The organism is Aquabacterium sp. CECT 9606 (assembly GCF_918741295.1).
GTDB lineage: Bacteria > Pseudomonadota > Gammaproteobacteria > Burkholderiales > Burkholderiaceae_C > Aquabacterium.
Map to the genome: position 1 here is coordinate 1613070 of NZ_CAKKNB010000001.1, position 11972 is coordinate 1625041.

Annotated in this window: 13 protein-coding genes; 8 read left to right on the top strand and 5 right to left on the bottom strand. The window is 62.4% G+C overall.

What is annotated here, in order from left to right:
* Nucleotides 1-125: 125 nt before the first annotated feature.
* The 5 genes from LQ232_RS07625 to LQ232_RS07645 all read left to right on the top strand — a co-directional run bounded on the left by LQ232_RS07625 (nt 126) and on the right by LQ232_RS07645 (nt 2301).
* Complete coding sequence (locus LQ232_RS07625; protein ID WP_230179760.1) at nt 126-344, top strand: hypothetical protein; 219 nt, start codon at nt 126-128, stop codon at nt 342-344.
* A 62-nt stretch (nt 345-406) separates the two neighbouring features.
* Nucleotides 407-757: an RNA-binding protein gene (locus tag LQ232_RS07630; protein ID WP_230179656.1), complete on the top strand. Its 351-nt coding sequence runs from the start codon at nt 407-409 to the stop codon at nt 755-757.
* Nucleotides 758-912: 155 nt separating this feature from the next.
* On the top strand, nt 913-1251 hold the full coding sequence (locus LQ232_RS07635; RefSeq protein ID WP_230179761.1) for an NIPSNAP family protein: 339 nt from the start codon (nt 913-915) through the stop codon (nt 1249-1251).
* A complete protein-coding gene (locus tag LQ232_RS07640) occupies nt 1248-1592 on the top strand; it encodes an antibiotic biosynthesis monooxygenase (protein WP_230179657.1) in 345 nt (114 codons plus the stop codon). Before LQ232_RS07635 ends, LQ232_RS07640 begins: the two co-directional genes overlap by 4 nt.
* The gene (locus tag LQ232_RS07645; protein WP_230179658.1) at nt 1567-2301 is read left to right on the top strand and encodes a helix-turn-helix transcriptional regulator; all 735 of its coding nucleotides are present in this window, start codon (nt 1567-1569) and stop codon (nt 2299-2301) included. The genes LQ232_RS07640 and LQ232_RS07645 overlap by 26 nt, the downstream gene beginning before the upstream one ends.
* Before the next feature lie 19 nt (nt 2302-2320).
* Here LQ232_RS07645 and LQ232_RS07650 read toward each other — a convergent pair whose 3' ends face one another.
* Together LQ232_RS07650 and LQ232_RS07655 are read right to left on the bottom strand one after the other, a co-directional pair.
* The gene (locus LQ232_RS07650; RefSeq protein WP_230179659.1) at nt 2321-2476 is read right to left on the bottom strand and encodes a DUF3096 domain-containing protein; all 156 of its coding nucleotides are present in this window, start codon (nt 2474-2476) and stop codon (nt 2321-2323) included.
* Nucleotides 2473-3573, bottom strand: coding sequence for a glycine zipper 2TM domain-containing protein (locus LQ232_RS07655; protein ID WP_230179660.1), 1101 nt, complete (start codon nt 3571-3573; stop codon nt 2473-2475). The genes LQ232_RS07650 and LQ232_RS07655 overlap by 4 nt, the downstream gene beginning before the upstream one ends.
* A 116-nt stretch (nt 3574-3689) precedes the next feature.
* Between LQ232_RS07655 and LQ232_RS07660 the strand changes: the two genes are divergently transcribed.
* Together LQ232_RS07660 and LQ232_RS07665 are read left to right on the top strand one after the other, a co-directional pair.
* Entirely contained in the window at nt 3690-5006 is a 1317-nt protein-coding gene (locus tag LQ232_RS07660; protein ID WP_230179661.1) for an alkaline phosphatase family protein, read from the top strand.
* An 18-nt stretch (nt 5007-5024) separates the two neighbouring features.
* Nucleotides 5025-7031 carry a DNA topoisomerase IV subunit B gene (locus tag LQ232_RS07665; RefSeq protein ID WP_230179662.1) on the top strand — a complete coding sequence of 669 codons (2007 nt, stop codon included), beginning with the start codon at nt 5025-5027 and terminating at the stop codon, nt 7029-7031.
* Nucleotides 7032-7037: 6 nt separating this feature from the next.
* On the opposite strand, the gene LQ232_RS07670 is transcribed toward LQ232_RS07665, so the two are convergent.
* Nucleotides 7038-7259: a hypothetical protein gene (locus LQ232_RS07670; protein WP_230179663.1), complete on the bottom strand. Its 222-nt coding sequence runs from the start codon at nt 7257-7259 to the stop codon at nt 7038-7040.
* 132 nt (nt 7260-7391) lie between these two features.
* On the opposite strand from LQ232_RS07670, the gene parC reads away from it, so the two are divergent.
* Nucleotides 7392-9719 (top strand): DNA topoisomerase IV subunit A, encoded by a 2328-nt coding sequence (parC, locus tag LQ232_RS07675; protein ID WP_230179664.1) that lies wholly within the window; start codon nt 7392-7394, stop codon nt 9717-9719.
* Between the two features lie 8 nt (nt 9720-9727).
* Here the strand turns inward: parC and LQ232_RS07680 are convergent, their stop codons facing one another.
* Both LQ232_RS07680 and LQ232_RS07685 read right to left on the bottom strand, forming a co-directional pair.
* Complete coding sequence (locus LQ232_RS07680; protein ID WP_230179665.1) at nt 9728-11149, bottom strand: bifunctional serine/threonine-protein kinase/universal stress protein; 1422 nt, start codon at nt 11147-11149, stop codon at nt 9728-9730.
* Entirely contained in the window at nt 11139-11882 is a 744-nt protein-coding gene (locus LQ232_RS07685) for a metallophosphoesterase (protein WP_230179666.1), read from the bottom strand. Before LQ232_RS07685 ends, LQ232_RS07680 begins: the two co-directional genes overlap by 11 nt.
* Nucleotides 11883-11972 lie beyond the last annotated feature (90 nt).

The following is an 11972-nucleotide window of genomic DNA, read 5'->3' on the forward strand; positions in this document are numbered from 1 at the left end:
GTTTTGCGACCTTCGTCGCCCTTTTGGTCTGCCGAGCTGCAGCCAACCGAGCCACTCGATGCTCACGCAGGTTTATTCAGGCCTGCGCTTCCTGATTGATCAAGATTTCAAACATCGCCATTTCCATGGGCAAGTACGTCGTTTCGCCCGCGACACACCAGACCGATTGTGGCCGCTTCCGCGCCTCCTTCTCGGTCCATCGTTCACAGGGCAACGGCAGCTACTCCCGTGTGTTCCGTTTTGACAAAACCTTTGCCTCGCGCGAAGCTGCCCGGCTCTTTGCAGTCACCCAGGGCTGGCTGGAAACGTGCCTGCCGCACCACTCTTCCCAGCCCAGCAGCTGAGAACTCCCGATTCGCACACCCGCATCCTGACGATGCGCATGATTCAGAAAGGCTCTTCTTCCATGAGCAGCAAAATTTACGTGGGCAACTTGCCCTACTCCGTGACCGATTCCAGCCTGAAAGACAACTTCGCAGCGTTTGGCAGCGTTTCCTCCGCCAAGGTCATGATGGACCGGGAAACCGGCAACTCCAAGGGCTTCGGGTTTGTGGAGATGGCTTCTGCCGAAGTTGCCCAAGCCGCGATCACCGCTCTGCATGGCATGACCGTTGACGGACGCTCGATTGTCGTGAGCTTGGCTCGTCCCCGCGAAGAAGGTGGCGGCTCGGGCGGCTACAGCGCCGTTGGTTACAGCGTGTCGAAACGTTCGGACGTTGGTTATGGCACGGGTGGCCACGGCGGCGGTCGCTACTGATCCCAGTTGCTTCCAGCAAAAGACCGGCTTTCAGAGCCGGTTTTTTTTCGTCTCGACCAGGAGCGGGCGGGCATTGGCTCACTTCGGTGCACACCGAAGCAAAGAGCGGCGAAGGCATCAGACAGTCACGGTGTTCTTGCACTCTCATTGCCCCCATGACCATCACCTGTTTCATCCGATATCAAATCGATCCCTTCCAGAAGGCGGCCTTCCGCCAATATGCCGATGCGTGGGGCCGAATCATTCCGCGCTGCGGAGGCGAGCTGATCGGTTACTTCCTGCCCCATGAGGGCACCAATGACGTGGCTTGGGGTTTGATCAGTTTTGACAACATGGCGGCCTATGAGCGCTACCGTTCAGTCCTCAAGGAGGACGAAGAGGGGCGGGCCAACTTCGAGATGGCGCACGCCATGCGGTTCATCCTTCGGGAGGAGCGAACCTGGCTGGAAGGTATTTCATCGACACTTGATCGGCCCCGCGAGGTGGCACCATGATCGCCATCATCTTCGAGCTTGAGCCGCGTGCAGAGTTGGCTCCGCGGTATTTTCAATTGGCCGATGAGCTCAAGACATCACTCATGAGCATTGAAGGATTCATTTCCATCGAACGTTTCGAAAGCGTCAATCAGCCCGGGCGCTACCTATCCTTGAGTTTTTGGCAGGACGAGCAATCAGTGCAGAACTGGCGCAATCTGGACGCGCATCGGGCCGCCCAACTCGAGGGGCGATCCCAGATATTTGCTGATTACCGGTTGCGCGTTGCCAATGTGATTAGGGACTATGGCTTGTCAAGCCGCGATCAAGCGCCCCTTGATTCGTTGGTTGCATTACGCTGACCGCATGACGCGAACTGCTGCACATGAACCTCGCATCGCCCGGGTCGCCGCGATGATGGCGGACCCGGCTCGCTCGTTGATGCTGGCCTATTTGCTCTCAGGGGAATTGGCCAGCGCAGGCGAGCTTGCATCGGCGGCCTCAGTCACCCCCGCAACCGCGAGTGGGCATCTTTCCAAACTGTTGGATGTCGGCTTGCTCATTTGCGAAGTCAGGGGCCGGCATCGCTACTACAAGCTGGCAAATGCCGATGTGGCACATGCGCTGGAGGCGCTTGCAGTCGTTGCAGAGCGCTCAACCCACGATCATTTGTGGGAACACCCAGCCCGCAAGCGCTTGAGGTTTGCCCGCTGTTGCTATGGTCATCTGGCAGGCGAGCTGGGTGTCAAATTACTGACCACATTGCAGGCAAGAGACGGCCTGAAGATCACCTCGCAAGGCTATGAGCTGACCCTCCAAGGTGCTGCATGGATGGCAAGCCTGGGGCTGCAACCGAAGCAGCCCATGTCCGGGCGGCGCTACGCCTATCCATGCCTTGACTGGTCGGAGAGGCGCGATCACCTGGCTGGCCAGCTTGCGAATGAATTGCTAGAGCATTTCATCCAACAGGCCTGGATACGACGGGCTGATGGGCGCGCACTCGAGTTGACGCCGATTGGCGTCCAAGCGCTGCTACCCATGCTGAACGCGCATGCCGCCCAAATGGGCTGAACATGCGCACTGCATCCGCTCAACCCATCCGCAGCCCGCCCGCCCCCAGCAGTCCAATCAGCCCGATCGCGATCAGATAAAACGCAACGATGTAGTTGAGCAAGCGCGGCATCACCAGGATGAGGATGCCGGCCAGCAGCGAAATCAAGGGCGTCAGGCCAATATGCAGATTCATTGATAGTCACCTGTGGTTGAGCGGCGCACGATGGCACCATTCACGATCTTCACGCGCGCACCGACTGGCAGAGCGGGGTCCACCGCGTGGTCAAAGGTCTTGGTGCTGCCGTCTTCCAGCTGAACCGTCACGCGGTAGACCGTGGTCTTTTCCCTGGCGTTCTGGATGCGGTTGCCAGCGTAGGCGCCACCGAGGGCTCCGACGATGCGGGCGATGTCCTTGCCCGAACCGCCGCCCACCTGGTTGCCGATCACGGCGCCGATCACACCGCCAGCCACGGTGCCCAGCACATTGTGCGAGTCCGCGTCGTCGATCTCGGCCTTGCCGGCGGCCGTCACGACGCCACAAGTGGCATGGGTGGCCAGGTCGTCGCGGCGGGCATCGCGGCTTTCGCGGCGGTCGCAACCCTGGTCGTTCGTGCTGGCCACTTGGTCACGCACGAAGCGCTGGCTGGTCTCTTTCTGCCCGACCTTCAAGAAACCGGTGGCGACCAGGTTGCCACGCAGGCGGTCCCTGCGCGACACGGTGTAGCTGCCTTCGTACAGGCCACGGCTGACTTCGGTCAGGGACAGGGCATTGTTGATCCCCTCAACGGTCACGCGCGCCGTGCCGCCGGGCACGCCTGAGAGGGAGAACTTCAGTTCGTCGCCAGCGCGGATGCGATCCGGCGCATTGACCGTGAACGCCCCGATGCGCGCTGCCTGCACGGGGCTTGGCGCGCCGCGCACCAATGATTGGTCCAGCGTGGCATTCATCTCACGGCCATCGCGCACGATGCGCGCCGTCACCAGGCTGGTGGGCGTGAGCCGGTCGCGCGAGCGCACGGTGTAGTCGCCTTCGTAAACGCCGGGCCTGACCTCTTGCATCCGAACGCCGGCAGTGGCGCCGCCAATCTGCAGCGTCACGTCTGACCCTGGCGTGGCCGTGAGCCTGAAGGCAAGCTCGGTGCCCGGTGTCAGGGCGCGCACAGGTTCAACGCTGAAGCTGTCGGCAGTGACGGTCGTGGCCGTCTGTGCATAGGCAGATGTGCCGATGGTCAGCGGCAAGGCTGCCGCCAGCGCGAGGATGAGCACGGACAGTCGTGAGGGCAATTTCATCAGAGTGGCTTTCAGCATGCCACGAAACGGGCACGCACCTTGATTTAACGCGCCATGCGCCATCGCGGCCGACACAGCACGAAAAGAATCGCCGGCGTGGGCTAACCTACGGCCCCATGAAGCCTCGCCGCCCCGCAACAATCACTCGCCGCGCCACCCTGCGCCGGCTTGTTGCCAGCTGGCTCAGCGCTGGCCCCTTGGCCGCCCTGGCCGCCGCCCGCCGCAGCAAGCCTTCGACCAAAGGCGATCCGGCCCCGATCTGGCACCCTGACCACACCGTCATCGTCATCCTTGAAAACCTCTCGGCCTTTGAAGCCACAGAGGCGCAACTGAAGAGAGGCGACGCCCCCGTCTTTGGCAACAGCTCCAACTGGCGCTACCTGAATGAGCTGGCCAGCCAGGGTGCGCGCTTCACCAACTCGCACTTCACCCGCACGCCCTATGGCTCGGACCTGCCCACACGGCCCAGCCAACCCAATTACCTTTACCTGTTTTCAGGGCATCACCAGGGTGTGCTGCCAGCCTGGTTTGAAGATACCCGCTCGCCTTACTTGGGCGAGGCCTTGTATGACTGGCAGGGGCAGTTGTTGGCTTCTGCTCGGCAAACCAACATCGGCGTGGGCAACAACAACCTGCCTGATGCCTGGTTGCCCTTGACTTCTCCGAACTTGGGGGCAGCGCTGATGCAATCGGGCCGCAGTTTCGCCAGCTTCAGCGAATCGCTGCCATATCCCAGCTGGAATTGCGCCACTGACGATGCCCTGGCGGCTTGCTCGGGCGCCCAGGCCCAGACCGATTTTTACCGCCGCAAACACAACGCCGCCATCAACTGGACGGATCAAATCGCACCCACCAGCCGCCGTGGTCTGAAGGGTGATCTGGCGCACCACGTGCTGCCGGTTCATGCCAACCTGGGTTTCGCACCCACAAACGACCCGGTGCTGAAAAAGGCTTTCCGCGGCTTTGACAAGGATGCCCAAGGCCGTCCGTTGCCATTTTCAAAGCTGCCCAATGTGTCGATCGTGGTGCCCAATGAGCAGCACGACGCGCACAGCAACAGCGCCCAGGTGGCCGACGATTGGCTGCGCCAGAACATCGGCGCCTATGCCGCTTGGGCCAAGGCCAACAACAGCCTGCTCATCGTCACTTTTGACGAAGATGGCATCACCGACACCAGCCGGGGCAACGGCTACATCACCGGCGTGGGCCGCATTCCAACCCTGTTTTTCGGTGCAGGTGTCAGGCAGGGTAAATTTGCCGGAAGGGTGGACCACCTCAACATCCTGGCCACGGTGCTGTGGCTGAACGGCGCTTTGGCGCGTTTCAAGGCCGATTTCCGGCAATTTCACCTGGTTGTGGACGGTTCTGGCTCGGAGGCCGAAAAAGAGTGGCTCAATTTGCGGCCGGTCACCGAAGTCTTCCGTGCCCGTTAAGTTCGTAGAATCGCGCCCATGTCATCGAAACCCAATCCTGTCCCCGCGTCCTCATCCACCAAACCCAGCACCAGCTACGGCGAATCGTCGATCCGCGTGCTCAAGGGCCTGGAGCCGGTCAAGCAGCGGCCGGGCATGTACACCCGCACCGACAACCCCCTGCACATCATCCAGGAGGTGATTGACAACGCGGCCGACGAAGCCTTGGCCGGTTTTGGCAAGCGCATCGCCGTTACCTTGCACACGGATGGCTCCATCAGCGTGGAAGACGATGGCCGCGGCATTCCCTTTGGTCTGCACCCTGAAGAGCAGGTACCCGTGGTTGAGATCGTGTTCACGCGCTTGCACGCTGGTGGCAAGTTCGACAAGGGTTCGGGCGGCGCCTACAGCTTCTCGGGCGGTTTGCATGGCGTGGGCGTGAGCGTGACCAATGCGCTGTCCACGCGCTTGCAGGTTACCGTGTACCGCGAAAAGCAGGTGGCTCAACTGGCCTTCAGTGGCGGTGATGTGATCGAGCCGCTGACCGTGCGCCCGCTGGCCTCCGGCGAGCGCAAGAATGGCACCACCGCACGCGCCTGGCCTGACCCCAAATACTTTGAAAGCGCCGAGCTGCCCCGCACTGAGCTGATGCACACGCTGCGCAGCAAGGCCGTGTTGATGCCTGGCGTGACCATGACGCTGACCACCGAAAAAACCGGTGAGACGCTGACCTGGCTCTACAAGGGCGGCCTGCGCGATTACCTGACGCAAGCGCTGCACACCGACCCGATCATCCCGCTGTTCGAAGGCGAGCAGTTCGCCACCGGTGGCGAGACCGAGAACTTCGCCGAAGGCGAGGGCGCCGCCTGGTGCGTGGCCTTCACCGAAGAAGGCGCGTCCATGCGCGAAAGCTACGTCAACCTGATCCCCACGGTGGCCGGCGGCACGCACGAGGCGGGCCTGAAGGATGGCCTGTTCAACGCCATCAAGGGCTTCATTGAGATGCATTCGTTGATGCCCAAGGGTGTCAAGCTCATGCCCGATGACGTGTTCTCGCGCGCCAGCTTTGTGCTCAGTGCCAAGGTGCTTGACCCGCAGTTCCAGGGCCAGACCAAGGAGCGCCTGAACAGCCGTGACGCGCTGCGCCTGGTCACCACCTACGTCAAGCCGTCGATGGAGTTGTGGCTGAACCAGCACGTGGACTATGGCAAGAAGCTGGCCGAGCTGGTCATCAAGCAAGCCCAGGCGCGTCAAAAAGCCGGGCAAAAAGTCGAGAAGAAAAAAGGCTCGGGCGTGGCAGTGCTGCCCGGCAAACTCACCGATTGCGAGAGTCGCGACATCAGCCTGAACGAAGTGTTTTTGGTGGAAGGTGATTCGGCGGGCGGCAGCGCCAAGATGGGCCGCAACAAAGAGACCCAGGCCATCCTGCCCTTGCGCGGCAAGGTGCTCAACGCCTGGGAGGTTGAGCGTGACCGCCTGTTCGCCAACAATGAAATCCACGACATCTCGGTGGCCATTGGCGTGGACCCTCACGGGCCCAACGATTCGCCTGATCTGTCGGGCCTGCGCTATGGCAAGGTCTGCATCCTGTCAGACGCGGATGTGGACGGTTCGCACATCCAGGTGTTGTTGTTGACGCTGTTCTTCAGGCACTTCCCCAAACTGATCGAGACCGGCCACATCTACGTGGCGCGCCCGCCTTTGTTCCGGGTGGATGCGCCGGCGCGTGGCAAGAAACCCGCCGCCAAGCTGTATGCCCTGGACGAGGGTGAATTGACCGCCACCCTGGACAAGCTGCGCAAGGAAGGGTGCCGTGAAGGCGCCTGGTCCATCAGCCGCTTCAAGGGCCTGGGTGAGATGAACGCCGAGCAGTTGTGGGATACCACCTTGAACCCCGACACCCGCCGCCTGTTGCCAGTGGCTTATGGCGAGCCTGGTTTTGGCTCCACCGAGGTGTCATTCAACAAGCTGATGGGCAAGGGCGAAGCCGCCTCGCGCCGCGAACTCATGGAGCTGCATGGCGATGAGGTGGAGATCGACATCTGAGATCAATCAGGCCTTGCGGCCGCCGCCAACCAGCAGCAGACCACCCACCACAATGGCGCCCACACCAGCCCACAGAGGAATGTTGACGGTTTCTTTTTCCTTGACGTTCAACTCCAGCGGACCGAGCTTCACCGCCGACGTGTTCTTGGTGTAGCTGAAGCCGCCATAGGTGAGCCCCAGGATGCCTGCAACGATGATGGCAATGGCCACGATTTTGATGCTGTTCATGTCAGTACTGCCAAATAGGTTGTGATGTGTTCACTGTGACCTCAAACCCGATGACAAGCCATCGGCCGTGTCTGCTTTGCCTGTCAGCGTTGTCCGACACAAAAAATACCGATCGGTTTAGACCACACCAAGATGACCCAGCAAACCATTGACTTCCTTCCGCCGCAGCCGCCATCTGACGATGGTGAATCGCTGACCTTGTCGCACTACGCCGAGCGCGCGTATCTGGAATACGCCCTGAGCGTGGTCAAGGGGCGCGCCTTGCCCGATGTGTGCGATGGCCAGAAGCCCGTGCAGCGCCGCATCTTGTATTCCATGGACCGGATGGGCTTGAGCTTCGCGGGCAACACCGGCGCCAAACCCGTCAAGAGCGCCCGCGTGGTGGGCGATGTGCTGGGCAAGTACCACCCGCATGGCGACACGGCGGCCTATGACGCCATGGTGCGCATGGCGCAAGACTTCGCGCTGCGCTACCCGCTGATCGACGGCCAGGGCAACTTCGGCAGCCGCGATGGCGATGGCGCTGCCGCCATGCGCTACACCGAGGCACGCCTGGCCCCCATCGCCCGCCTGCTGCTCGATGAAATCGACATGGGCACGGTGGATTTCATCCCCACCTACGACGGCTCGTTCGAAGAGCCCAAGCAGTTGCCAGCGCGCCTGCCTTTCGTGCTGCTCAATGGCGCCAGCGGCATTGCCGTGGGCCTGGCCACCGAGATCCCCAGCCACAATCTGCGCGAGGTGTCCAACGCCGCTGTCGCGCTGATCCGCAACGACAAACTGCCCGACGAAGAGTTGTTCGGCCACATCCAGGGACCTGACTTTCCGGGCGGCGGCCAGATCATCTCCAGCCCACAGGATATTCAAGATGCCTACCGCAGCGGCCGGGGCAGCCTCAAGGTGCGTGCACGCTGGAAGATCGAGGATCTGGCGCGCGGGCAGTGGCAACTGGTGGTCACCGAGTTGCCGCATGGCACCAGTTCGCAGAAGGTGCTGGAAGAGATTGAAGAGCTGACCAACCCCAAGGTCAAGACGGGCAAGAAGGCCCTGACGGCCGAGCAAACCCAGCTGAAGACCACCGTGCTGTCGGTGCTCGACGCCGTGCGCGACGAATCGAGCAAGGACGCGGCCGTGCGCCTGGTGTTCGAGCCCAAGACCCGCACGGTGGAGCAGCAAGAACTGATCACCACCTTGCTGGCCCACACCAGCCTGGAAACATCTTCTCCGATCAACATGACGATGGTGGGTGCCGACGGCCGGCCCACCCTGAAAAGCCTGCGCCAGGTGTTGCTGGAGTGGATCGGTTTCCGCATGGCCACCGTGACCCGCCGCACCAGCCACCGCCTGGGCAAGGTGCTGGACCGCATCCACATCCTCGAAGGCCGCCAGCTCGTTTTGCTGAACATCGACGAGGTGATCCGCATCATCCGCGAGAGCGATGAGCCCAAGGCCGCGCTGATCGAGCGCTTCAAGCTCAGTGATCGCCAGGCCGACGACATCCTGGACATCCGCCTGCGCCAATTGGCGCGGTTGGAAGCCATCAAGATCGAGCAGGAGCTGGCCGAGCTGCGCACCGAAGAAGCCAAGCTGCGCGACATCCTTGACAACCCCAGCGTGCTCAAGCGCACCGTGATCAAGGAGATCGAGCTTGATACCAAGCAGTTTGGCGACGAACGCCGCACCCTGATCCAGGCCGAGAAGCGCGCCGTGGCCGAGGTCAAGGTCATTGACGAACCCGTGACGGTGGTGGTCAGCCAGAAGGGCTGGGTGCGTGCACGCACTGGCCATGGCCACGACCCGGCCAGCTTCGCCTTCAAAGCCGGTGATGGCCTGTACGGCACCATGGAGTGCCGCACCATCGATCCGATGATCGTGATTGGCAGCAATGGCCGGGTCTACAGCCTGCAGGTCAGCGCCTTGCCGGGTGCGCGTGGTGATGGCTCGCCCATCACCAGCATGATCGAGCTCGAATCGGGCACGCAGCCAGTGCACTACCTGGCCGGTGCCGTGGACCAGACCCTGCTGTTGGCCAATACCGGCGGCTTTGGCCTGCTGGCCAAGATGGGCGACCTCATCACACGCCAGAAAGGTGGCAAAGGCTTCTTGACGCTGGACGAAGGCAACTACGTGTTGCCGCCCGTGCTGGTGCAGCCCACGCACACGCAGGTGGCCTGTCTGGCACAGGGTGGCCGCATGTTGGTGTTCGCGCTGGACGAACTCAAGCTGCAATCCAATGGCGGGCGTGGCCTGACCTTGATGGACGTGGATGCGAAGAAGGATCCGCTGATCTCGGTGACCACGGCACACAACGGTGTCAAGGTGATCGGCTCTGGCCGCGGCGGCAAGGACAAGGAAGAAGACGTGCGCAACTCAGGCTATGCCGCCCACATCGGCAAGCGCGCCCGCAAGGGCAAGGCCGTGGACGGCCTGCAAAAAGTGATGAGGGTGCTGCCGCTTTGACCGGAAGGTTAAAAAGGCAGGACCCGCACCACGGTGACCGAGCATTCCGCCTCGGCCACCACCTGGGCAGACACACTGCCCAGGTAGCGCCTCAATGTCGAGTTGCCGCGCGCACCCATCACGATGTGGTCGACCTGGTTGCGCGTGGCGAACTCGACGATGGCCGTGGCGGTGTCGGGTGCCTCCAGCACATGGAAGGTCAGGCGCTGGTCTTCCATCTTCAATGATTGCTGCAAAGGCCGCGCCCAGTGCTTGATGGCCACCAACTGCTGCACATGCAGGCTGTTGCCCACATCGTCGGTCAGCTTGTCCATCCCCACGCGGTTGGTCTTCATGACGCTGACACACGCCAGCCGCGCCTTGGGTTCTATCTGCAGGATGCGGCCGACGGTGGTCAGCAGCTTTTGTTGCAGCTCCAGCGGGCTGGATTTTAAGCCGATGGCCACCATGATGATGGGGCTGCGCTCCACCTGCGAGGTGGCAGTGATATCGCCTTTGGGCTCGGCACCCATGGCCTTGAACCAGCGTCCAAAAGTGGTGATGGGCCCGGCCTTGATCAGCTTGGTGGCGCGGCCTGTCAAGGCCACCTGGCCGGGGTTCTGCAAATCGAAGGCCAGTTGCGCGGCGGTCTGGTAGCGGCTGTCGGGGTCGACCTCGAGGCAACGCAGCACGATCTCCTGGAACCACGCAGGCAGGTCCGGGCGCAAGGCCCGCGGCGGCATGGGTTCGGTGTACAGGCGCTTGCGCAGGCCGACCACGGTGGTGGGTTGGCCAAAGGGCCGCTCGCCTGTGGCCAGGTGGTACATCATCACGCCCAGCGCGAACAGGTCGCTGCGCGGGTCAGTGCGCACGAACTGCACCTGCTCGGGCGACATGTAGGGCGCGGTGCCCATCGGCAAGGTGAACTCCTCTTCCAGCAAGTCGGGCAACTGGTCGTGGCGTGACAGGCCGAAGTCCACCAACATCGCCTCGCCCGATTCGCGGAACATGATGTTGCTGGGCTTGATGTCCAGGTGCACCACGTGCTGCGAGTGCAGGGCGTGCAAGGCCTGAGCCACGCTGGCCCCAAGGCGGGCGATTTCGTCCGCTGGCAAGGGCGCTTGCAGCAAGCGTGGCCGCAAAGTCTCTCCGCCAATGCGCTCCATCACGATGTAGGGCTGGCGGGTGAAATCGCCCCGCGCCACGAAGCGAGGCACATGCGGCCCGCTCAGGCGCGGCATGATCATCCGTTCGACCTCGAAGCCCACAATGCTGGCCGGATCCTCGCCACCTTTGATGCGCGGCACTTTCATGATCAAGGGGATGTCGGTGGGGACATCGAGCGCTGTCACCGACCACAAATGCGCCATGCCGCCTTGGTGCAGGCGCTCATCCAGGCGGAAGCCATCGACGACCTGGCCGGCTTCAAGCCGGGTCGGCTCAGTGGCCATGTTTCAACCTCTCGGCATGGTGGCTGGGCAGCCCAGCCGCGATGATGCGCCTGGCCGCTTCTTCGTGGTCATAAGGCACGCGGTGAAAGGTCAGGGTCTCGCTGGTGGTGTCGAACAAGGCGTAGCAGGCGGCGGGGTTGCCATCGCGCGGTTGGCCCACCGAGCCGGGAATGGCCAGCCAGCGCCGTGCAGGCGACAACTCGATGGGCACCCCCGCCACGGGGCTGAACTCGCCCGACTTGCCCGTGCCGCTCAGGTGGTACAGGCAGGGCTGGTGCATGTGGCCACAAAAGACGAAACGTTGGTCGGTCGAGAGCAGGCTGCGCGTGGCCTCCACCCGGCTGTGGATGTAGCCCCAGTTGACGGGATCATGAGCGTTGGCGTGGGTCATCAGGCAGGGGCCCACCGTGGCGGTCAGGGGCAGGCACGTCAGAAAGACATGCTGCTCCTGAGTGAGTTGTTGGCGCGTCCATTCCAGCGAGGGCACGACATGGCCCGCGAGGTCGGCACTGCCATGGCCATCGATGGCATCGTCGTGGTTGCCGCGCACGGCAATTGCCCCATGCCGCAGTTGATCGCGCACGAAGTCCACGGTCCAGGCCGGGTCCGCGCCGTAATCCACGTAGTCGCCCAGCAACACCAACTGGTCAAACCCCTGCTCCTGGGCGTGGGCCCACACCGCCTCGGTGGCCTGGCGATTGGCGTGCAGGTCGGACAACAGCGCGAGCTTCATGGCTAAGAGAGGGCGTCCATTGAACGAGTCTAGACTGGATCAGTCTTAAGGGTCTTCCCCACCCACATTTTCGGCCTTCAAAGGGCGTCA